Origin of the sequence: Candidatus Methanomethylophilus sp. 1R26, from assembly GCF_001481295.1 — an archaeon.
Taxonomy (GTDB): Archaea; Thermoplasmatota; Thermoplasmata; order Methanomassiliicoccales; family Methanomethylophilaceae; genus Methanomethylophilus.
In genome coordinates this window covers 16,340-36,278 of sequence record NZ_LOPS01000017.1, presented here as the reverse complement: position 1 = coordinate 36,278, position 19,939 = coordinate 16,340, and the positions used below count along the sequence as shown (strand labels likewise).

The 19,939-nt window shown below is 62.4% G+C and carries 24 protein-coding genes and 1 pseudogene; 12 read left to right on the top strand and 13 right to left on the bottom strand.

The genetic code is table 11. The features are described 5' to 3' along the window. The 8 genes from AUQ37_RS03630 to AUQ37_RS09885 form a co-directional block, all read right to left on the bottom strand. Nucleotides 1–1,146 carry an NAD(P)/FAD-dependent oxidoreductase gene (locus AUQ37_RS03630; RefSeq protein ID WP_058747443.1) on the bottom strand — a complete coding sequence of 382 codons (1,146 nt, stop codon included), beginning with the start codon at nt 1,144–1,146 and terminating at the stop codon, nt 1–3. Nucleotides 1,147–1,152: 6 nt separating this feature from the next. After that, the gene (gene fsa / locus AUQ37_RS03625) at nt 1,153–1,809 is read right to left on the bottom strand and encodes a fructose-6-phosphate aldolase (RefSeq protein WP_058747442.1); all 657 of its coding nucleotides are present in this window, start codon (nt 1,807–1,809) and stop codon (nt 1,153–1,155) included. A 4-nt stretch (nt 1,810–1,813) separates the two neighbouring features. After that, complete coding sequence (locus tag AUQ37_RS03620; RefSeq protein ID WP_058747441.1) at nt 1,814–2,758, bottom strand: transketolase family protein; 945 nt, start codon at nt 2,756–2,758, stop codon at nt 1,814–1,816. After that, nucleotides 2,755–3,582, bottom strand: a complete 828-nt coding sequence (locus AUQ37_RS03615; RefSeq protein ID WP_058747440.1) for a transketolase — start codon at nt 3,580–3,582, stop codon at nt 2,755–2,757. Before AUQ37_RS03615 ends, AUQ37_RS03620 begins: the two co-directional genes overlap by 4 nt. A gap of 4 nt (nt 3,583–3,586) precedes the next feature. Next, nucleotides 3,587–4,324 (bottom strand): DNA polymerase sliding clamp, encoded by a 738-nt coding sequence (locus AUQ37_RS03610; protein ID WP_058747439.1) that lies wholly within the window; start codon nt 4,322–4,324, stop codon nt 3,587–3,589. Between the two features lie 37 nt (nt 4,325–4,361). Continuing rightward, nucleotides 4,362–4,607, bottom strand: coding sequence for an RPA12/RPB9/RPC11 RNA polymerase family protein (locus AUQ37_RS13520; protein ID WP_394325620.1), 246 nt, complete (start codon nt 4,605–4,607; stop codon nt 4,362–4,364). Nucleotides 4,608–4,768: 161 nt separating this feature from the next. Continuing rightward, nucleotides 4,769–4,936: a hypothetical protein gene (locus AUQ37_RS09890; RefSeq protein ID WP_157844268.1), complete on the bottom strand. Its 168-nt coding sequence runs from the start codon at nt 4,934–4,936 to the stop codon at nt 4,769–4,771. Nucleotides 4,937–4,995: 59 nt separating this feature from the next. Next, complete coding sequence (locus tag AUQ37_RS09885; protein ID WP_058747438.1) at nt 4,996–7,977, bottom strand: hypothetical protein; 2,982 nt, start codon at nt 7,975–7,977, stop codon at nt 4,996–4,998. 592 nt (nt 7,978–8,569) lie between these two features. Between AUQ37_RS09885 and AUQ37_RS03600 the strand changes: the two genes are divergently transcribed. The 7 genes from AUQ37_RS03600 to AUQ37_RS03575 all read left to right on the top strand — a co-directional run bounded on the left by AUQ37_RS03600 (nt 8,570) and on the right by AUQ37_RS03575 (nt 13,088). Next, nucleotides 8,570–9,811, top strand: a complete 1,242-nt coding sequence (locus AUQ37_RS03600; RefSeq protein WP_082662386.1) for an MBL fold metallo-hydrolase — start codon at nt 8,570–8,572, stop codon at nt 9,809–9,811. Between the two features lie 96 nt (nt 9,812–9,907). Then, complete coding sequence (locus AUQ37_RS03595) at nt 9,908–10,861, top strand: hypothetical protein (RefSeq protein ID WP_058747436.1); 954 nt, start codon at nt 9,908–9,910, stop codon at nt 10,859–10,861. A gap of 259 nt (nt 10,862–11,120) precedes the next feature. Further along, nucleotides 11,121–11,648, top strand: coding sequence for a transglutaminase domain-containing protein (locus AUQ37_RS03590; RefSeq protein ID WP_058747435.1), 528 nt, complete (start codon nt 11,121–11,123; stop codon nt 11,646–11,648). Further along, nucleotides 11,645–11,815, top strand: coding sequence for a hypothetical protein (locus tag AUQ37_RS10800; RefSeq protein WP_201013711.1), 171 nt, complete (start codon nt 11,645–11,647; stop codon nt 11,813–11,815). The genes AUQ37_RS03590 and AUQ37_RS10800 overlap by 4 nt, the downstream gene beginning before the upstream one ends. Then, nucleotides 11,806–12,462, top strand: a complete 657-nt coding sequence (gene nadC / locus AUQ37_RS03585; protein ID WP_201013710.1) for a carboxylating nicotinate-nucleotide diphosphorylase — start codon at nt 11,806–11,808, stop codon at nt 12,460–12,462. The genes AUQ37_RS10800 and nadC overlap by 10 nt, the downstream gene beginning before the upstream one ends. 50 nt (nt 12,463–12,512) lie before the next feature. Next, entirely contained in the window at nt 12,513–12,848 is a 336-nt protein-coding gene (locus AUQ37_RS03580; protein WP_058747434.1) for a transposase family protein, read from the top strand. Between the two features lie 36 nt (nt 12,849–12,884). Beyond that, nucleotides 12,885–13,088 (top strand): hypothetical protein, encoded by a 204-nt coding sequence (locus tag AUQ37_RS03575; RefSeq protein ID WP_058747433.1) that lies wholly within the window; start codon nt 12,885–12,887, stop codon nt 13,086–13,088. A gap of 59 nt (nt 13,089–13,147) precedes the next feature. Here the strand turns inward: AUQ37_RS03575 and AUQ37_RS03570 are convergent, their stop codons facing one another. Both AUQ37_RS03570 and purH read right to left on the bottom strand, forming a co-directional pair. After that, nucleotides 13,148–13,522 (bottom strand): hypothetical protein, encoded by a 375-nt coding sequence (locus AUQ37_RS03570; protein ID WP_058747432.1) that lies wholly within the window; start codon nt 13,520–13,522, stop codon nt 13,148–13,150. Between the two features lie 85 nt (nt 13,523–13,607). Then, nucleotides 13,608–15,168, bottom strand: a pseudogene (gene purH / locus AUQ37_RS13515) (bifunctional phosphoribosylaminoimidazolecarboxamide formyltransferase/IMP cyclohydrolase). Nucleotides 15,169–15,300: 132 nt separating this feature from the next. Between purH and AUQ37_RS03560 the strand changes: the two are divergent. The 5 genes from AUQ37_RS03560 (at nt 15,301) to AUQ37_RS12895 (ending at nt 17,285) form a co-directional block, all read left to right on the top strand. Beyond that, nucleotides 15,301–15,894: an METTL5 family protein gene (locus tag AUQ37_RS03560; RefSeq protein ID WP_058747431.1), complete on the top strand. Its 594-nt coding sequence runs from the start codon at nt 15,301–15,303 to the stop codon at nt 15,892–15,894. A gap of 36 nt (nt 15,895–15,930) precedes the next feature. After that, a complete protein-coding gene (locus tag AUQ37_RS03555) occupies nt 15,931–16,491 on the top strand; it encodes an exosome complex RNA-binding protein Csl4 (RefSeq protein WP_058747430.1) in 561 nt (186 codons plus the stop codon). Next, nucleotides 16,488–16,664 (top strand): hypothetical protein, encoded by a 177-nt coding sequence (locus tag AUQ37_RS10795; RefSeq protein WP_201013709.1) that lies wholly within the window; start codon nt 16,488–16,490, stop codon nt 16,662–16,664. The genes AUQ37_RS03555 and AUQ37_RS10795 overlap by 4 nt, the downstream gene beginning before the upstream one ends. 53 nt (nt 16,665–16,717) lie before the next feature. Continuing rightward, the gene (locus AUQ37_RS13510; protein ID WP_394325619.1) at nt 16,718–16,819 is read left to right on the top strand and encodes a hypothetical protein; all 102 of its coding nucleotides are present in this window, start codon (nt 16,718–16,720) and stop codon (nt 16,817–16,819) included. 136 nt (nt 16,820–16,955) lie between these two features. Further along, entirely contained in the window at nt 16,956–17,285 is a 330-nt protein-coding gene (locus AUQ37_RS12895; RefSeq protein ID WP_102134594.1) for a hypothetical protein, read from the top strand. 38 nt (nt 17,286–17,323) lie between these two features. On the opposite strand, the gene AUQ37_RS03545 is transcribed toward AUQ37_RS12895, so the two are convergent. The 3 genes from AUQ37_RS03545 to AUQ37_RS03535 all read right to left on the bottom strand — a co-directional run bounded on the left by AUQ37_RS03545 (nt 17,324) and on the right by AUQ37_RS03535 (nt 19,938). After that, nucleotides 17,324–17,611: a hypothetical protein gene (locus tag AUQ37_RS03545; RefSeq protein ID WP_058747507.1), complete on the bottom strand. Its 288-nt coding sequence runs from the start codon at nt 17,609–17,611 to the stop codon at nt 17,324–17,326. 61 nt (nt 17,612–17,672) lie between these two features. Next, nucleotides 17,673–19,559, bottom strand: a complete 1,887-nt coding sequence (locus AUQ37_RS03540) for an ATP-dependent DNA helicase (RefSeq protein ID WP_058747429.1) — start codon at nt 19,557–19,559, stop codon at nt 17,673–17,675. Between the two features lie 100 nt (nt 19,560–19,659). Further along, the gene (locus AUQ37_RS03535) at nt 19,660–19,938 is read right to left on the bottom strand and encodes a DUF6015 family protein (protein WP_235584892.1); all 279 of its coding nucleotides are present in this window, start codon (nt 19,936–19,938) and stop codon (nt 19,660–19,662) included. Between the last annotated feature and the right edge of the window lies 1 nt (nt 19,939).

The window sequence follows — 19,939 nt, the reverse complement described above, 5'->3', positions numbered from 1 at the left end:
TCATAGCTTTCCCCTGAGCCTGATCTTCAGGAACCCGGACTTGACGCCTTTCTCCGCCAGGATGGGGCGGACGATGGCGCTCGGGTCGTCGAAATCGATCATGCCCAGCTTCTCGCGGATGGCCGGGGTGTCGAACAGCTGCCCGACGAGGTTCATCTCCGCGTCGGAGAACTTCAGGAAGTACTTCCTCATCCTCTCGCCGCGGGAGAGCTCGCGGGACAGCTCCTTCCTCCAGCCTGCCTCGTAGAGGGACATGACTGAGGCCGAGAACAGCCCGATCCCGTACGCCCTATCGACCGCATCCCTGACGTACGGCGCGGCCCTGAAGATGGGGTTGAGCCCTCCGCCGGAGACGGGCTTGACCTGCCCGGCGGCATCGCCGATGAGCATGATCCTGTCCGCATGGCTGGTCTTCCTGCCGATGGGGATGCATCCGCCGTAGCGGGCGATGATCCTGCGGTCCTCCATGCCGGAGATCTTCATGAGGTGCCTGAGGTAATCCGGCGCCGAACCCTGCGCGGATATGCAGAGACCCAGACGGGTGGTGTCGCCCATGGGGATCTGCCACGAGAAGAACCCGGGGGCGACCTCGCTGCCCATCCTGAGGACTATCCTGTTCTGGTCCTCCATGCGGTATTCGATATCGTACTGCGCCCCGGTCAGGAGCTCCCTGGGCTCATTGCCGGGGATGGAGTCCGATACCACGGAGCGGAAGCCGTCGGCCCCCACCACGATGTCGGAGCGCATGTCCCCCTGGTTGGTCTGCACCAGGGCGTAATCGCGGGATACCTCCACCTTCCGGCACTTGATCCCGTACCTGAACTCGGCGCCGGAATCCATGGCCCTCTCGGCCATCCTGCGGTCGAGGTCGGCACGGTCGACGAAATACACCATGGGCGCCCGGCGCCCGATGGAAAGAACTTTCCCGTTGGGGAATACGACGTCCGCGGAGTTCGCGGACCCCAGGATGTCGGGGCTGACCCCGGACATCCTGACCGTCTCCGGGGAGAGCATCCCGGCGCAATGCACCGGTTTCCCGCTCTCCCTGTGCTCCTCGATCACCGTGACATCGCGGCCGGATGCCGCGAGGTACATGGCGGACATGGACCCTGCAGGTCCCCCGCCGACGACGGTGATCCCTGACATGGCACCTCACTGGGAGGGTCCGTTTACCTTCTCGTAGTCGGCCTTGAACTTGGCGATGCCCTCGTCGGTCTTGGGGTGGGCCACCATCTTCTTGAGGATGTCGTAGGGGATGGTGGCGATGTCGCATCCCATCTCCGCCGCATCGAGGACGTGGGTCGGATGCCTGATGGAGGCGGCGATGATCTCGGTGTCGTAGCCGTACTGGTGGATGATCTGCACGGTCTCCGAGAGCATGTCCACTCCGTGGGCCCCGATGTCGTCCAGCCTCCCGATGAAGGGGGACACGTACCTGGCGCCGGCCTTGGCGGCCATGAGCGCCTGCAGGGGGTCGAAAATCAGGGTCATGTTGACATCGATGCCCTCCTCGGACAGCGCTTTGGTGGCCTTCAAGGACTCGATGCACATGGGCAGCTTGACGTTCACGTTGGGAGCGATGGCGTGGAGCTTCTCGCCCTCCTTGATCATGCCCTCGTGGTCGACGGCCATGACCTCGGCGGATACGGGGCGGTCGCCGAGGATCTTGGCGATCTCCTTCACGTGGGTAGGGGTGTCGGTGTTCTCCTTGGCGACGAGGCTGGGGTTGGTGGTAACTCCGTCGAGTATTCCCCAGCTGTTGATCTCTTTGATCATATCGAGGTTCGCGGTGTCTATGAAGATCTTCATGGTATCACTTCTTCTTGGAAACGGCCTTCACGGCGGCATCGGCGATGCCGTCGGCGGTCAGGCCGTACTTGACCAGCAGTTCGTCGGCTTCCCCGGACTCTCCGAAGATGTCCTTGGTGCCCACCCTGCAGACCGGCACAGGCAGGTTCTCCGAGAGGAACTCGCACACGGCGGAGCCCAGCCCGCCGATGATGCTGTGCTCCTCCGCGGTGACGGCCGCGCCGGTCTTGCGGACGGACCTGAGCAGGGTCTCGCCGTCCAGGGGCTTGACCGTGGACATGTTGATGACCTCTGCCGAGACCCCGGAAGCGGCGAGCTTGTCGGCCGCCTCCAGAGCGGAGACGACCAGCTGCCCGCAGGCGACGATGGTGACGTCGGAGCCCTCCCTCATGACGGAAGCCTTCCCGATCTCGAAGGTCTGGCCTGCGGGGGTTATGACCGGGAATTTCGAGCGTCCCATCCTCATGTAGGCGGGACCCTTGAAGTCTGCAAGTGCCAGAGTGGCCGCGTAGGCCTCGTTGGCATCGGCGGGGACGACCACCGTCATGTTGGGGAGGGCGCGCATCAGGGCTATGTCCTCCAGGGCCTGATGGGTCGCCCCGTCGGGGCCCACGGAGAGCCCGCAGTGGGTGGCGACGACCTTGACGTTGAGGCAGGGGTAGGCCACGGCCATCCTGATCTGCTCCCAGCATCTCCCGCTGGCGAAGACCCCGAAGGTGGAGGCGAAGACGGTCTTCCCGGAGACCGCCAGGCCCGCCGCGACGCCGATCATGTTGGCCTCGGCGATGCCTACCTCCACGAACCTTTCGGGAGCGACGGCCTTGAAGGACGAGGTCTTGGTGGAGCCGGCGAGGTCGGCGTCCATGACCACGATGTCGGGCCTGGACGGCGCCAGGTCCGCAAGCGCCTTGCCGTAGTAATCGCGCTGTGCCAGACGCTCTCCGGTCATTGCGCCTCACCCCTGAGCTCCTTCATGGCCTGTGCATACTGCTCGGGCGTGCAGGTCTTGCCGTGGAAGTCGGCGTTGTTCTCCATGAACGAGACCCCTTTCCCTTTGATGGTCTTCATGATGACGACCGTCGGGTTCTTCTTCGATGCGGCGGCCTTCTCGCAGGCGTCTATGATCTGCCTCATGTCGTTGCCGTCGATTATTATGACGTTCCATCCGAAAGCGCGGAACTTCTCCGGGAGCGGGTCCAGGGGCATGACCTCCTCGGTGTTCCCGCAGATCTGCAGGCGGTTCCTGTCGACGAAGGCGGTGAGGTTGTTCAGCCCGTATTTGCGGGCGAACATGGCAGCCTCCCAGTTCTGGCCCTCCTGGAGCTCCCCGTCGCCGAGGAGGCAGTAAGTCCGGTAGTCCTTGCCGTCCATCTTGGCGGCGAGGGCGATGCCGCAGGCCATGCTCAGCCCCTGGCCGAGGGACCCGGTGGTCACCTCTACGCCCGGGACATCGCGGTATGCGGGATGGCCCTGGAGCCTGGATCCCAGCCGGCGGAGGGTCTTGAGCTCCTCGACGGGGAAGTACCCCCTCTCGGCGAGCGCCGAGTACAGGGCGGGAGCGGCATGGCCCTTGGAGAGAATGAAACGGTCCCTGCCGTCCGCGTAGGGGTCGGCGGGATCGATCTTCATGATGCGGAAGTACAATGCGGCCAGGAGATCGGCCGAGGAGAGCGATCCACCCGGGTGCCCGGAACCCGCGGCCGTCGTCATCTCGATGATGTCTATACGGATGCGCCTGGCAACGTCCTCGAGGTCTGCTACGGACATCGCCATGCTATCACTCGCTCTCTATCCTCGGGGCAAGGAGGTACAGCACGTCGGCGGTCCCCTCGGCCAGCTTGAAAAGGAGCTCCATAGGGTAATCGTTGTCGAGTTTGATCGTGACTATCGTTCCGGCAGGTATGACCTTGACGATGTTGGAGAAGTAATCGAGAGGATACTTGGAAACGACCTTGCTCTCGCATTTCAGCCCGTCGAGGTCGCTCTTGGGTATGTAGAGGTCGGCCATATCGGTGTCCCCCTCGCATGCCAGCCTGAACCCGTCGGGAGATGCCTCCAGCGAGATGTGGTCGGAGATCGATTCAGAAGCGCTGATGCCTTTCTTGAGGCTGTCGACCTTGAGGGTCACGTCAGCAGAGGTGTTGATCTCGGGGATCTTGGGGTTGCTCATGGAGGCGGTGTCGACCAGGCTCATGCGCCTGGTGATGTTGCCGATCCTGAAGATGAGCCTTCCCTGGTCGGGATCGTGCTCGAGGAACACCATGTCGCCGGGGCCCGCCAGTTTCAGGACGGACTTCACCTTGTCGAGGTCGAGGCCGATCTCGGACTCGTCGGCGGAGAACGAGAGGAAGGCCCTGCTGCTGACCGTTATCTCCGACATGGCGACGTGCGCCGGGTCGATCGCTTTAAGCGTCACCGAGTCGGGCCTGATGGAGAACTTCACCTCGTCCACCAGGGTCGAGATGACGTAAACAATGCCTTTCAGAGTCTCTGATTTGATCTCCGCTTTGAACATCCTATCTCACCTTGTACCTGAGGCTGTGGAGGAAAGATCAGCTGTACTCTCTCCACGTGTGGTTGCACTTGCAGCAGCGGTAGAACCTGGTGGGGGACTCATCCGCCGCCCTGGTCTGCCTGATGACATAGTATGCCTCGGTGTGACCGCACTCAGGGCAGGTGATGCGGGTCTCGGGAGGGTGGCATCTGTGTCGCTGATGACGGTCATCTCCTTGTCCTGGGAGTTGGTCTTGTAGACCTGTGCTTTGCCGGCGGTCTCCTCTTCGTATCCGCAGGTGCACTTGTACTTTCCATCCTTGGGGAACATCATCGAGCCGCATTTAGGGCAGAACAAACTTATCAGCCTCTATCGCCCGACCCTAAGTGGTGCCGATATTTAATATTATTAAGGGGGCGCTGGGACCCGATGACGGAGGGGCGCGGCGGAACCTGGATATGCCGTTCAATCGGATCCGCGGCGGGCGGATTTGCTCTCCGACAGGGCCTTTTCCCTTTTCATAATGGCTTTGAACGGACTCTCCCCCGATGCCTCGGGAGCCTCCGCTACGGTATCGGTGGTGATGCCGTCGGCGCGGCGTTCCTTATCGCGGCGATCTTCTGTTCCGTCCATGAAAAAATGCTCCGTAAGGAGTTTGCCGGGGGGCCGGACACCGGCCCCCTCGGCCGCTCTCAGTTCTTCTTCGCAGCGGTCTTGCGCTTGGGCTTCTTGGCGGCCTTGATGTTCGCCTTGACGGCCTCATCGATCACGGTCGCCTGCGCTTCTCCGTCGGTGATGTCCGAAGCGGCGAAGTGGAAGACAGTCCAGCCTTCCCTTGCGAGAGGCTCGTCCTTCGAGGTCACAGGCTCATCGCCGTCGATGAAGACGGCGACCTTGCCCTTGACGAAGGCCACGGGGATCTTGTACTTCCCGTAGTCGCGCCTGCACCTGAGGCCCTTGTTCCAGGAAGCCCTGCGGACGAAGGTCTCGGGGGTCTCGGGCTCGATGCCGAGCGCACTGAGGGCGGCATCCTTGTCGAATCCCTCCTCTTCCTCGGCAGGCTCCTCGAACGTCTGGGGCTGCTCGGGGACGGCCGCCGGGGCGGTGGCCTGGGCCGGAGTGTAGGCCGGAGCGGACATCGCGCTGATGGAGATGGCCGGTGCCGGGGCAGGGGCCGCTTCCTTGGCGTTCTCCGCGTTCTCGATCCTGACCTTCAGCTCAGCGTTCTCCTCCTGGAGAGCCTCGATCCTCTTCTCGGCATCGTATGCCCTCTGCTCGGCCACCATCCTGACCTGCTCGTTCTCCTTGGCGTTGGCCTCGGCATTGGCCTGATACTTCCTGGCCTCCTCGAGCTGGGCCTTCAGATCGTCGGCGGCCTTCACAGGCGCCGCCTTGGCCTCGTCGAGCTCCTGCCTGAGCTTCCCGTTCTCCGCGTTCACGACAGCGAGCTGCTCCAGGGCATGCTGGTACTGAGCAGCAGAGTCCGAAGCCTTCTGCTCGGCATCCGCCTTGGCCTGCTCGTTCTCCTTGGCGTTCGACTCAGCAGCGGCCTGGTTCTTCCTGGCCTCTTCGAGGTCCTGCGCGAGCTTCTCGTTCTCCGCCTTCGCGGATGCAAGCTGCTCCTGAGCACTCTGGTACTGGGCGGCGGAGTCGGAGGCCTTCTGCTCGGCGTCGGCCTTGGCCTGCTCGTTCTCCCTGCTGACCTTCTCGATCTCCTGCTTCAGCGCCTCATCCTCGGCGAGGACGGCGTCCAGTTTCTCCTGGACGGCCTGGTACTGGGCGGCGGAGTCGGAGGCCTTCTGCTCGGCGTCGGCCTTGGCCTGCTCGTTCTCCTTGGCAGCGGCTTCAGCGGCGGCCTGGTTCTTCCTGGCCTCCTCGACCTGGTGCTTGAGCATCTCGTTGTCGGCCAGAGCGACGGAAAGGCGTTCCTGGGCGCTCTGGTACTGGGCGGCAGTGTCCGAGACCTTCTGCTCGCTGTTCTTCGCGTTGGCTTCGGCAGCTGCCTGGTTCCTCTTGGCCTCTTCGAGCTGGGCCTTGAGCACCTCCGCTTCCTCGGCCTGACCGGCGGCCTTCTGGGCCTCCTCGAGCTCCTGCTTCAGCTTCTCGTTCTCCGCCTTCGCGGCCGCGAGCTGCTCCTGGGAGTTCTGATACTGGGCAGAGAGGTCGAAGGCCTTCTGCTCGGCGGCCATCCTGGTCTGCTCGTTCTCCTTGGCGTTGTCCTCGGCGGCGGCCTGGTACCTCTTGGCGTCGTCGAGCTGGATCTTGAGGTTGTCTGCGACAGCGGCTCCCTCAGCGGCCTTCTTGGCCTCCTCGAGCTCCTGCTTCAGCTTCTCATTCTCAGCCGTAGCGGCGTCCAGCTGTTCCTGGGCGCTCTGGTACTGAGCAGAGGCATCGAAGGCCTTCTGCTCGGCGGCCATCCTGGTCTGCTCATTGTCCTTGGCATTGGCCTCGGCCGCCGCCTGGTACTTCTTGGCCTCCTCGAGCTGGGCCTTCAGGGCGGCCCCGTCCTCCGCCTTGCCGGCGGCGGCCTCGGCCTGCTTCCTGAGCCCCTCGTTCTCGGAGACCGCAGCATCCAGTTTCGCCTGGACATCCTGGCACTTAGCGGATGCATAAAGTGCCTTCTGCTCGTTCTCCTTGGCATTGGTCTCGGCCTCGGCCTGTTCCTTCCTGGCCTCTCTGAGCTCCTGCCTGAGCTTCTCGTTCTCGGCCTTCAGGTCCGCGATCTGCTTCCCGGCCTCTTCGTCGGCGGCTGCCTTCTGCTCAGCCTGCTTCTCGGCCTTCTCATCGGCCGCGGCGATCTCTGCCTTCAGATCCTCGATCTGCTTCTCTGCCTGCTCGTTCTCGGCCGCAGCCTGGTCTGCCGCGGCGGTCTTGGCGGCGATCTGGTCCCTGAGCTCCGCGTTCTCGCGCTCGAGCTCCGCGATCCTGGCGATGTTCTGGGCCTTCCTGTCCTCCTCTTCCTGGGCAGCTTTGGCCGCGGCCTCTTCCTCGGCCTTCTTGCGGGCCTCTTCCTCAGCGGCCTTGGCAGCCGCAGCTTCAGCCTCGGCCTGCTTCCTGGCCTCTTCTTCCTGGGCCGCCTTCGCGGCGGCCTCCTCATCGGCCTTCTGCTTGGCCTCGGCCTCCTCGGCAGCCTTAACAGCCGCTGCCCTCTGGGCGGCGGCGTCCTCGTTGGCCTTCACGGCATCGGCGATGACAGCCTTCTGCTTGGCCTCCTTCTCCTCGGCGGCCTTGGAAGCGATGTCCTCGGCAGATGCGGCGGGAGCGGCCGCCTCGACGGCGACTGCCTCCTCGGCCTCGGCCTGTCCCTGGTCCTCGGTCGCGAAGGCGACGCTGGTGAGGGTCCTCTCGAAGATGAGGGTGAAGATGCCGATGAACACCATATAGAGGGCGGAGAACCCGAGGAGCATCAGATCGGAATCGAAAGCGAACAGCGGGAACTTGTAGCCAAAGATGTCCATGTGGTCCCCGTTGAAGTCGTTGCCGAGGAAGGCCACGGATGCAACGACCATGAGGATGAAGATGATGGAAGCGACCCATCTCTTGTAGTATGCGAAGTAGGCAAGGGCCACGACGGTGGCGACGATGAGGATCATCCTCACGAAGAACTCGACCTTGTCTCCCATCTCGATGGTGCCGTACGCGGTCGCCAGGATGAGCGCTCCCAGGCAGGCCACGAAGAAATTGGCGGCCGAGATGAAACCTCTGTTCTCGCGTACGCGCCGTACACGCCGACGAAGCCGGCGATGAGGGCTATCGCGCCTGCGAATATGCCGTAAATCTCGTAGTCGTCATAGAAGTCGGCCGCTGCGACCGACGAAACCTGCATATCGTCCAGTTCTGCAAGGGCGATTGCCAGAATGAATATCAGCCCGGCAAGGATGGAAAGCCATGCCGCGCCTTTTGTGCACCCGTTCATACCCAGACAGTACAATCGAGACTTATAATGGTTTCATCAAAAAGACCGGGGGAGGGACGTCCCGGATCGCCCGTCCATCCCCCTTTCCGCGTCTGGCTATTGTATCCCGCGAGTCTGGCATATTCCGTCATCTGGCACTTATCGATTCCAGCCAGACGTGCCTCATGCCCGCTCTGGCGGAAGCCGCTGCGACAGAGTCCCGCGCGCGCGTTTCCTATTCCTTAGATAAATATAGGATAAGCCGATAACCGAACTGCATCGGCGCCGGCCATGGCGCCGTGTGAGAGACCGGAAGGCCTCCGTCATGCGCTCATCCCGAGCGCTTCACATATCACGGTAGAAGTGTTAACATGAAAATGAAATTCAACTTCCTGGGAGGCGCCAACATCGTCGGCCGCATGGCCATGACGATGGAAGGCGACGGCAAGAGGATGCTTATGGAGTGCGGGGTCAGCCCGACCAAGCCTCCCGAGTACCCTCTCCCCGTCGAGGGCAAGATCGACCATATGTTCCTGACCCACAGCCATCTCGACCACTGCGGATACGTTCCCGCGGTCTGCGGAAAGAACAACTGCGAGCTGTTCACCACTCCCCTCTCTGCGGAGATCTCGGAGCTGATGATGTACGACAGCCTGAAGATCGCCAAGGCCGAGGGATATCCGGCTCCCTACACTCAGAAGGACATCGAGGTCACCATGGACCATGTCGTCCCCCTGACGTTCGAGGACACCATCGAGCTGGGCAACATCGACGTTACCCTCCACTCGGCGGGACATGTGCCCGGAGCGGCCATGTTCGAGTTCCAGGGCGACAGCAGCATGCTCTACACCGGCGACATCCACACCGAGGACCAGAAGCTCGTCCTCGGGGCCAGGCCCAGGGACTGCAAGACCCTCTTCATCGAGGGAACCTACGCAGGCAGGAACCACCCCCCGAAAGAGGAGACCATCAGCAAGTTCATCGCCAAGATCGACGAAGTCATCGACAGGGGAGGCATCGTCATCATCCCCTGCTTCGCCGTCGGAAGGACCCAGGAGATCATGTTGCTCCTGAAGAACCTCGGATACGAGATGTGGGTCGACGGGATGGGCAGGTCCGTCACCAACCTGTTCCTCGACTACCCCGAGTACATCAGGAACGCCAAGTCGCTCAAGGCCGCCAAGAGGACCTTCAACGAGATCAGGACGAGCTCCGACAGGAAGAAGGCCGTCAAAGGCCCCATAATCGTCACCACCGGCGGCATGCTCGACGGCGGGCCCGTCCTCACCTACCTGAGGACCCTGAAGGACGACCCCAAGAACGCCATCCTGCTCGTCGGATACCAGGCCGACGACACCAACGGCAGGATGCTCATGGACAAAGGCTGCATCGACCTCGACGGCGAGATCGTCAAGGTGGCCTGCGAGGTCCAGAAGTTCGACTTCTCAGCGCATGCCGGCCACGATCAGATCGTCCAGTTCATCAGGGACTGCGACCCGGAGACCGTGGTGTTCATGCACTCCGAGAACAGGGAGCTCTTCCTGCCCGACCTCGAGGACGATTACAAGATCATCCTCCCGATGCCCAACGAGCCCTTCGAGCTCGACATCTGAGGCCCGAAACACCTTTCCCGCCTTTCCGGGCGGGATTTCCCCTTGTTTTTTGTCGTCCGGGGCAATCATAATAACAGTGCTGCCTGATGTTTACCCATGAAGGGAGCGATCGCAGCAATCGTGATCATCGCGGTACTGATCGGCGCGGGATGGTGGATACATGAGAACGTCCTCGCCGAAGACCCGAACGACCTGCCCCCTGGGCTGGACGGCAAGAGCCTCGTCTTCGATGTCGAAGGCGAGGAGAAGACCAACACGTACTCCGTCTCGGTCGAAGGCACTCAGAAACTGACCTACCTGGCCTACGTGGAGGACAGGGAAGATTACCTCATGGAGAGGGTCAGCGAGTTCACGAAGACCGTCCTGAGCGACGGGTCCTCGGGCGGAGGCTCCGGCAGCGCCGATCCGGAGACGACGACGGATAGGTTCTGGAACAAAGGCGGCAGCCGCACCTGGGCCAACTTCAATTTCCGCAACATCTTCGACGGCAAGAGCCCCACATCCAAAGTGAGCCTGGAGACCGAGAGCTTCGGCACCGTCGAGGCGAACCTCTACCAGACGGTGTACGATCAGGACGGGGCCAAGATCGTGGAGAAGAGATGGGTGGGGACCGGCGACGACCGCTGGATCATATACAGGATCACGGTCGAGAGCACGCTCAGCCAGCTGACCGCCGCCCCTGAGATCGATTACACCTACACCCTCAGCAGATGGACCGAGGACGGGACCGCTGAGAAGCCGACCGTGACCGTGGTCGCCGAGGACGGCATCGATGTCACCGGGAGCGGGACGTACGGTTTCGGCGAGAAGGTCACGCTGACCGCATCCGCCTCCGGGAAGGGTTTCGGCGGATGGTACGACCTCTCCACCATGGAACAGCTGGGGACTGGGACCTCGTGCTCGTTTACCGCGATCGGCGATGTGACGATAGCCGCCGTGGATTCGGAAGACGAGACTGTCACCGAAGAGACCCATAATTTCAGTGTCAGCGGCATCAGCCTGAGAACTGGCGCATGTACGGGCCCGACGGAGGCATCGAGAGGGAAATAAACAACACCCTTGCCTCTTAGAACTACACGTTCATCGACGGCGGGACGCACATACTGGTGGTCTCGGGGACCGGAGCGGACGGCAGCCCGGCGACGTTCGTCCTGAAGATAACGCCGACATCAGCCTGCTGAAGACATTCGCGTGGAAATTTGACGGCACCGGCTACGAGTACAGCCTCTCGATCAAGCGGGCCGACTATGACCACTTCCGGGACCTCACCGCGCCCTCCGACAGGCGCGACAGAGGGAATTCGAGCGACGTGAACTTTGCTGTCACGGCAGATACCGCCGATGATTCATATCTGAAGACGCTCGCCGATTACTTCGCGGACAAGGCCGAGGGATGGAGCGGCCAGAAGACCGCCGGTTTCGTCCTGGCGTTCGTCCAGTACATAGAGTACAAGTACGATTCGGACTCGGTCGGTTACGATGAGTACTGGAAATACCCGCTGGAGACCCTGTTCGACCAGAACGGGGACTGCGAGGATACAACTATCCTGTACTGCGCTATCATGCGCGAAATGGGATACGGTACAGCGATGATCATCATGCCCGGGCACATGGCGGCCGGAGTGAGCGTGGAGTGGGAGATGAACTACACCGGGAGCAAGAACTCGATCGCGGACATCCATTACGTCGAGCTCGGCGGAGTGAAGTACTACTACGGCGAGACCACCGGAACAGGATGGCATATCGGAGAGGTGCCGTCCTCCACCGGCCTCGATAAGCTGGATGAAAAGGACATCACCGTCTACACGGTGAAGGGCCTGGAGGAGGCGGCACCGTGAGAGCGCCCGACCTGAGGCCCTTCCTGGAGGAGGACGTCGGGGACGGCGACGTCACCTCCCAGGTGTTCCTCCCTCCGGGGAACGGGAAGGCGATCATCACCTGCGAATCGGATTCGGTCGTGGCCGGCTGGAGGAGGCCGCCGGGATCTTCTACATCATGGGAGTGAAATGCAGGACGTTCGTGAAGGACGGCGACAGGGTGAGCGGAGGGACCGTCGTCATGATGTGCGAAGGCGACCTGCGCGCTCTCATGACCTGCGAACGCACGGCGCTCAACTTCCTGATGCGGATGAGCGGCATCGCCGAGATGACCTCCGAGATCTCGGCCAGGGTCCACGAGAAGGACCCGGGCCTCATGATCGCCGGCACCAGGAAGACCACCCCCGGGTTCCGCTACTTCGAGAAGAAGGCCGTCGCCCTGGGAGGCGGATGGCCTCACAGGATGGGGCTCTGGGACATGGCGATGGTCAAGGACAACCACATCGCCGCATGCGGAGGCATCGACGCTGTCCTCGCCAGGATGAAGGACGTCCCGAAGGGCATCCCGGTCGAGATCGAGGTCCTGGACCTCGAAGAAGGGCTGAAGGCCGCAGGCAGCGGGGCCGCCATCATCATGGCGGACCATTTCCCGCCCGAGGAATGCAGGAAGCTCCGCGAGGCGGTTCGCAGGATCGATCCGAGCATAAAGATAGAGGCGTCCGGGAACATCACGGCCGATACTGCGGCGGATTACGCCGGATGCGCGGACATCGTCTCGATAGGCGCGCTCACCCATTCGCCGAAAGCGACGCATTTCTCCATGGACATCGAGTGATCGATCCCAGTGCGCGGATGAAATAAAGGAACAGCGCAGTACAACCGTCTATGCCGAAGGACCTGAAGAGTTTCCTGGCGGATTGCATCGGGCTGCAGGAACCGTGGGAGATCTGCGAGGCCGAGGGCCCATCCGAGAGCGCAGACGGCAACATACACGTCCGCATACGTGTTCCGCCGTCGGTAAGGCCCCTGTGTCCGGGATGCGGGAGGATGTGCTCATGCTTCGACCGCGGCGAGGAACGGGTTTGGCGGAGCATGGACATCTCCGCCGTCTGCACCTACCTCCATGCGGAGGTTCCGAGGACGGACTGCAGGACCTGCGGTCAGCTGTCCGTTCCGGTGCCTTGGGCGGGACCAGGGTCTCGCTTCAAACTTGTCGAGTGAAAGCCGTTTCTATCTGCGGCGCATATCTCCCCGCATATGCTAGACTTCAGCCAGTACAAGTGCGAGTTCTGCGGCAAGACCTGCACCCAGGTGGTCTTCGCGGCCTTCGTCTGCGATGACCCAGCATGCGTGGAGAAGGCCTACAATGCCAGAGGCGGCCCGGGAGGGCACATGAAGAGGCGCGCTCCCATCACGCCCGTGGTCGTCGAAGCGGCCGAGAAGGCCGAAAAGAAGGAATGACGGCGGGAGGCAGGCCCCCTCCGGTTCCGAAAAATATGAAGCGCCGGAAGGCGCCCCGTTCAATTCTTTTTCTTCCTGCCTGTGACGGCCCAGACGATCACAAGGCACAGCAGGGGTATGACGCAGTCCTCAATCCTTCCGATGAGCCAGTAAGCGAGGATCATCGCGATGATGCCGACGATCCCGAACTTCCTGAGGATGCCTCCGGCCCCGATGACGAACGAGAAGGCGAACATCACGATCAGCATGATGATCGCGACGATGAGCGATGACGACAGCGTCATGAAGGTCGTATCGCCGACCTCGTCCTCCACGATGGGCTGGATGATGATGTCGCACACCACCGGTACCAGGACGAGGAAGATCAGAGTGCATATCAGTCCGCCGACGAAGGATTCGGCGACGGAGCTTCCCGACTTCTGTTTCTTCGACATTGGTGCGGGAACGACAGGACGGGATGATTAAACTAACGCATCACGCGGAGAATTACGGCGGGGCATACAGCCCCGCAGAAGAGTTTCAGCTGTGCCTGAACACGCGGCAGCCGGTGAAGACCATCGCGATGTTGTGCTCGTTGGCGGCATCGATGGACTCCTGGTCCCTGATGCTCCCTCCGGGCTGGATGATAGCGGTGATGCCCGCCTCGGCGGCCGCATCGACGGCATCCCTGAACGGGAAGAACGCATCGGAGGCCATGACGCATCCCTCGGTAGGCTCCCTGGCCTTGAAGGAGGCAATCTTCGCCGAGTCGACGCGGCTCATCTGGCCGGCGCCGATCCCGACCGCGTGCTCCCCGCGGACGTAGACGACGGCGTTGGACATCACATGCTTGGCGAGCTTCCACGCGAAGAGGAGGGAGTGCACCTCCTCCTCGGTCGGCGCCCTCTTGGTGACCACGCGGAGGTTGGCGGGATCGACGGCGACGTCCTCGTCGGTCTGGACGAGGAGGCCTCCCTGGGTCCTCCTGGTCTTCATCTCCCTCACGCGGTACTGGGGGCCGATGGGCATCCCTGTCCTGACCAGGCGGATGCTCTTCTTGAGCTTGAGGATCTCCAGGGCCCCGAGGTCGAAGTCGGGCGCGACGACGACCTCGACGAAGTACTCGTGGATCATCTTGGCGGTCTCGAGGTCGCACTTCCTGTTCAGGGCGATGACGCATCCGAAGGCGGAGAGGGGATCGACATCGTAGGCGGTCCTGAACGCCTTGGCGATGGTGTCGTCGGATGCCAGCCCGCAGGGGTTGGTGTGCTTCATGACGACCGCGGTCGGCCTCTCGAAGTCCATGACGATGCTTATGGCCTCGTCCATGTCGATGATGTTGTTGTAGGACAGCTCCTTACCGTGGAGGATGTCGCATTTCCCGATGGTCACGCCGGGGGGTGAAGGGGTCGACGTAGTAGGCGGCCTTCTGGTTGGGGTTCTCGCCGTACCTGAGCTCCCACTTCTTCTCGGTGGCCTGGGGCCAGGAGGACGGGAAGAGGTCCTTCCCGAGCTTCCTGTTCATAACGGTGGCGATCATGGCATCGTACTCAGCGGTGACGGTGAACGCCTGGGCCATGAGCCTGCCGAGGTACTTCTCGTCGAGCTCCCCGTCGTCCGCCAGGAGGTGCCCGATGACCGACTCGTACTGGCCGGGATCGGTCACGACCGCGACGCTCTTGTAGTTCTTGGCCGCGGCCCTGATCATGCTGGGCCCTCCGATGTCGATGTTCTCGACGATCTCGTCGAAGGAGACGCCCTCCTTCAGGACGGTCTGCTTGAACGGGTAGAGGTTGATGACCACCATGTCGATGGGCTTGATCCCCATCTCCTCGATGGCCTTCATGTGCTCCGGCTTGTCCCTGCGGGCGAGGATACCGGCATGGATGTTGGGGTGGAGGGTCTTGACGCGGCCGTCCAGCATCTCCGGGAACCCGGTGACGTCCGATACCTCGGTGGCTTCCACGCCGCTGTCGGTGAGCAGTTTGTAGGTGCCGCCGGTGGAGATTATCTCGACACCGAGTGTCTTCAGCTGCTTGGCGAAGTCGACGATGCCGGTCTTGTCCGACACGCTGATGATTGCCCTCTTTACCTTTACCATGTGTTTTCATGCTCCCTTGGGAAACGCGCCATTCGGCATTGAAAACGTATCGTGATTGATTAGATAAATGGTTCGGGATGGCCATGGGCCCCCATGCTCCTTTTATAGCGGATGCCGCGGTAACTCACCCGGATGAGGAAGAAGGAACTGGAGATGGCGCTGCAACGCATACCCCCGTTCGAGGACCCCGACCCGTCCCTGGAGCAGTACCCGACGCCCGCGCCGATCGCCGCCGATATCATCTACCGGGCGTACTCCGCGGGGGACATCACCGGCATGAAGGTGATGGACCTCGGCTGCGGCACCGGCGTGTTCTGCATAGGGGCGGCGCTCATGGGCGCCGGGATGTCGGTGGGCTACGACATTTCGCAGAAGGCCCTCGGCATCGCCCGGAAGGCCGCCGATGAGCTGGGAGCGGACGTCGAGCTCAGGCTGTCGGACGTGCGCGATGTTTCCGAGGGGGCGGACACCGTCCTGATGAACCCTCCTTTCGGGAGCCAGAAGAGGAACGCGGACCGTCCCTTCCTCGACAAGGCCTTGGAATCCGCCGAGAAAGTCTACTCCATCCACATGGCAGGCACGCTGGAGTTCGTGAAAGGCTATGCGGAGGAGAAGGACAGGCGGGTGACGGACTGCAGACTTTATAAGTACGTAATCCCGCATACTTTCTCATTCCACACGAAGGCGAAACAGACGGTGGAAATCGTCTCCGTCGTCATAGAATGAACCAGACGCCTCGTGCGGCGATGATTGGTGAATCAAATGGCCGAAAGATATGTGCTCCCCGGCGACGAGATCGCCGCGGAGGAGGAGTACGTCGCCTCCGACGGAACATATGCCAGGAACGGGAAGATCTACGCGTCCCAGGTAGGGACCCTGGTGCTGGACGATAACGACTGCACGGCGAAGGTGGTATCGCCCAACCCGCCGAACATCCTGAAGGAGGGCGACATTGTGTACGCCACCATAGATGACACGAGGAAGACCATGGCGACCGCCACCGCCCTCATCCGCGAGGGGACCTGCCGCGCGATAGCCAGCAGCACGGTGGCCACCATCCACGTCTCCAAGATCTCCCCCGACTACACCGACAGCGTCTCCGGAGAGTTCAGGAAAGGGGACCTCGTGAGGGCGAGGGTCATCGGCGTCAAGCCGTCGCTGCAGCTCACCACCAAGGACGCCCACCTCGGAGTGGTCCGCGCCCAGTGCGGGATCTGCAAGACCGAGCTCAGGCGCACCGGCCCGGGCACCCTGAGCTGCCCCAAATGCAAGACCAGCCAGCCCAGGAAGCTGGCCGACGACTACGGCGACGTGAAGATATGACCCGCAACGATGCTGAGATCGAGAACCTCCGCCTGCAGGTCAGGGACCTGAAGGCAGAGGTCAGGCAGCTCCGCGAGTTCGTGAAGTCCCTCTATGCCCTGCTCAACGAGGACGAGGAATACCAGCCGGACGACTACGAGGGCGGGGTCGAGTTCGGAAGGGTGAACACTTGAAGGTCCTGGTCCTCATCTCGGGAGGCATAGACTCCCCCGTGGCAGCGTACGTCATGGCGCATGCGGGCGCGAGGTGGCGCTCCTCCATATGGACAACCGCCCGTACGCGGACGACAGGTCGATCGACCGGGCGATGCGCATCGCCGCGCGCCTGAGGGAAGAGACCGGGCAGGAGATGCCCCTCTACAGCGCCCCCCACGGCCCCACCCAGAAGGCCATCGCGGAGAAGGCCGACACTCTGTACCAGTGCGTCCTCTGCAAACACGCCATGCTCCTTACGGCGGAGCGCGTTTGAAGGAGATAGACGCAGGAGCGATCGTCATGGGCGATTCGCTCGGACAGGTCGCCTCCCAGACCCTGCTGAACATCAATTCGGAGGTCCGCGGCATCAACACGGTCATCCTCAGGCCCCTCATCGGCTACGACAAAGAGGAGATAATGCAGATCGCTAAGGCCATCGGCACCTACGATCTCTCCAACCTCCCGGCCATCGGATGCACGGCGCTCCCGAAGAAGGTCGTCACCGAGGCCGATATCGCCCTGACCGACAGGTACTCCGAGGCCTGCGACATAGAGGGCCTGGCTGACGCCAGCGCCGCCGGGATCGGGAGATTATCCTGATCGCAGGACGGCATATTCCGATGCCGTCCCCGGCCGGCTCATTCCTGCGAGTGCTTCTTCTCCGAGTATGCGTAGAACGCAGGGCAGGAGTCGATCTCCTCCTCGTCATAGAGCATGTCCATCGTTATCCTCGTGACATAGCGGGCCTGCACGCGGGAAACGAAGATCTTGCGCCCGTTGCCGAGGGGGATGACCTCATCGGAGGCTTTGGGGGATTTGACCGATACCGGGACCAGGGCCGGGCCCAGGCAGGCGGTGCAGATGCGGTAATCCTCTCCGGACTCCTCCACCATCTTCCTGACGTCATCATCCACGGCGATTTCCATGGCATTCTGCATGTCGGATGTCATTAATAAAGAATCAGTCCCGGACCGGCATGCCTGAGGCTCAGTGCTTCTCCCCGCCGCCGAAGAATGCCAGTATGTCCCTGACCGGATCGTCTGTGAGCTCGGCATTAAAGCCTTCCAGCGTGCCCGCCCTCCGATCGAGGACGACCGCCACTCCTCTGTCCGTCTCCGACCTTATGAGGCGGCCGACGGCCTGCCTCATCTTCCTCACAGCGGGGATCCTGACCGCCGACCTCCAGCCGTCGCCGTAACGTCTGGCACAGTACCTCACAAGGGCATCCTGCTTGGCGGACGGCCGAGGATACGGGATGCCTACTATCACTGCCACCTCCAGCTCCCTGCCCGGGAAATCCAGCCCCTCGCTCACCCTCCCGCCGGTGACCGCGAACAGCGTTCCCCCTGGCCTGCAGCGGAAATCGGTGACCTGGTCCATTAACTCTGACTGGGTCATGCCCCTGCTCTCGTAGTACACCGGCCTGCCGAGCTCATCGGCAAGGCCGTCGTCAGTGAACCTCTCCATCAGGGAATAGGAAGGGAAGAACACCGCCGACGAACGCTCTGTGGCCGTAACTATATCGATGATATGCTTCCGGAGCCTCTCATAGTTCCCGGCGTCCCCCAGCTCGTCGTACTTCGTCGAGACATCGTTAACGTAAAGCGTCCTCAGGTTCCCGGAGGGGAAGGGCGAGGGGAACACAGCCGTCTCCGGATTGTAAAGCCCCATCTCCGCCGAGTAATCGTTCAGGGGGGACAGCGTGCCGGACATGCTGATGCTAGAGAAGCAGGTGCTGAGGGGCTCGGCGGCCTCGTGCGGATCCAGGCAGTAAGCCTCGAAAGCGGGGTTATCTCCGCCGGACACCAGGAAGGCATGGCTCCAGCCGTCGCAGGACGCCCAGCAGGTCAGGAAGTCCGCAAGATGGGAAAGCCGGGAGCGCGGGAGCTTCCTCCTGGCCTTCTTAGCGTCCTCGATCAGCATCCCGGCCTCCTTCATGCGGCCCACGGCCGATGAGATGGATGCCGATGACAGACCCAGGCGCATCATGAGCTCGTCGCTCAGGTACTCGGGCGGGATGATGCCGTTCTCGCCTTTCAGGTAATCCCGGCAGGCGTCCGAGAGGATCTCCTGCAGGGCCTGTATCAGATCGGAGCAGGCTATGTCCCCGTGTATCGGCGGGTCCCCGTTCGACACGGCCTCGGACATCGCGAGGCTGAGGGACTTGGAGGTCATCCTGTAGGTCATCGTCTCCCTGAGGTACTGGGGGAGGTTGTGCGCCTCGTCCGCGATCACCACCGCGTCCCTCTCGGAGATGCCCATCCACTGCAGCAGCCGGTTCCTGATGGGCGCAATGAAGAAGAACGCGTACGGCGCCGATACCACCTCCGCGTACGGGAGGACCTTCTTGGCCGCCTCGTAGGGGCATATCCTCGACGCGATGCAGAAATCCCTGAACTCCTCCGGGTCCGGATGTGCGGACCTGGCATATGTTATGCAGCGCTCGACGGCCGAGCTGCCGAGGGCTTCGTAGAACGGGCACTTGCCGGCCGGCCCGTCGCCTTTCTTGAGGGCAGAGCACAGTTTGGAGAGCTCCTCCGGCGTACCGTCGGACAGGTCGCGGTCGGAGGCCATGAACGGGCAGGTGGCCGGGCCCCTGCCCTGGATCGCCGCCGATAATATCGGGATCTTCCTGCCGATCGCGCGGCATTCCACAGAGACCTGGCGCTGCTGGCTCTTGGTGCGGGTGAGGTAGATCACCCGGCGCCCGGTGCCGGATATCCCCTCGAGGGCGCCGGCCAGGGACGCGGACGTCTTCCCGGTTCCGGTGCCCGATTCGATGACCAGGCTCCTCCCGCCGCGGACCGCGTCCCTGACGGTGCGGACGATCTCCGCCTGGCCGGGACGCGGAGCGTAGGGGAAAAGCCCGCTCACTGGGCGCTGCTCCTGTTCCAGACGTCGTCCGGGATGTCGGCGTAGACCGACTGGGAGGCGTCAGGGGCCGCCCGCTGCTCGGGCTCGAGGTCCCTGAGCTTCATGATGCGGTCGCGGTTGAAGAGCCAGTAGTGGATCCTCCATTCGCGGCGTCGTAGAGGGTGATCTCCTCCCTCTCGGTGTAGAGGATGCCCGAGTCCTCCATCATGTAGAAGGCGTCGCGGTCCTCAGGCTCGAGCACGTTGTCGATGATCCTGTCGGAGTACCCGAAGAAGTTCAGCACATGCTGCGCCAGCCTGCGGGCGTCCTCCTCGTTGATTCCCATCTCGCCTTCTATGCTGTTCTTGACGGCGAGGGTCAGGTCGTTCTCTCCGATCATC

Coding starts and splice junctions, on each gene's coding strand:
- AUQ37_RS03630 (WP_058747443.1), bottom strand. CDS start 1,146: ATGTCAGGGATCACCGTCGTCGGCGGGGGACCTGCAGGGTCCATGTCC.
- fsa (WP_058747442.1), bottom strand. CDS start 1,809: ATGAAGATCTTCATAGACACCGCGAACCTCGATATGATCAAAGAGATC.
- AUQ37_RS03620 (WP_058747441.1), bottom strand. CDS start 2,758: ATGACCGGAGAGCGTCTGGCACAGCGCGATTACTACGGCAAGGCGCTT.
- AUQ37_RS03615 (WP_058747440.1), bottom strand. CDS start 3,582: ATGGCGATGTCCGTAGCAGACCTCGAGGACGTTGCCAGGCGCATCCGT.
- AUQ37_RS03610 (WP_058747439.1), bottom strand. CDS start 4,324: ATGTTCAAAGCGGAGATCAAATCAGAGACTCTGAAAGGCATTGTTTAC.
- AUQ37_RS09890 (WP_157844268.1), bottom strand. CDS start 4,936: ATGGACGGAACAGAAGATCGCCGCGATAAGGAACGCCGCGCCGACGGC.
- AUQ37_RS03600 (WP_082662386.1), top strand. CDS start 8,570: ATGAAAATGAAATTCAACTTCCTGGGAGGCGCCAACATCGTCGGCCGC.
- AUQ37_RS03595 (WP_058747436.1), top strand. CDS start 9,908: ATGAAGGGAGCGATCGCAGCAATCGTGATCATCGCGGTACTGATCGGC.
- nadC (WP_201013710.1), top strand. CDS start 11,806: ATGGGAGTGAAATGCAGGACGTTCGTGAAGGACGGCGACAGGGTGAGC.
- AUQ37_RS03580 (WP_058747434.1), top strand. CDS start 12,513: ATGCCGAAGGACCTGAAGAGTTTCCTGGCGGATTGCATCGGGCTGCAG.
- AUQ37_RS03575 (WP_058747433.1), top strand. CDS start 12,885: ATGCTAGACTTCAGCCAGTACAAGTGCGAGTTCTGCGGCAAGACCTGC.
- AUQ37_RS03570 (WP_058747432.1), bottom strand. CDS start 13,522: ATGTCGAAGAAACAGAAGTCGGGAAGCTCCGTCGCCGAATCCTTCGTC.
- AUQ37_RS03560 (WP_058747431.1), top strand. CDS start 15,301: ATGAGGAAGAAGGAACTGGAGATGGCGCTGCAACGCATACCCCCGTTC.
- AUQ37_RS03555 (WP_058747430.1), top strand. CDS start 15,931: ATGGCCGAAAGATATGTGCTCCCCGGCGACGAGATCGCCGCGGAGGAG.
- AUQ37_RS10795 (WP_201013709.1), top strand. CDS start 16,488: ATGACCCGCAACGATGCTGAGATCGAGAACCTCCGCCTGCAGGTCAGG.
- AUQ37_RS13510 (WP_394325619.1), top strand. CDS start 16,718: ATGGCGCATGCGGGCGCGAGGTGGCGCTCCTCCATATGGACAACCGCC.
- AUQ37_RS03545 (WP_058747507.1), bottom strand. CDS start 17,611: ATGGAAATCGCCGTGGATGATGACGTCAGGAAGATGGTGGAGGAGTCC.
- AUQ37_RS03535 (WP_235584892.1), bottom strand. CDS start 19,938: ATGATCGGAGAGAACGACCTGACCCTCGCCGTCAAGAACAGCATAGAA.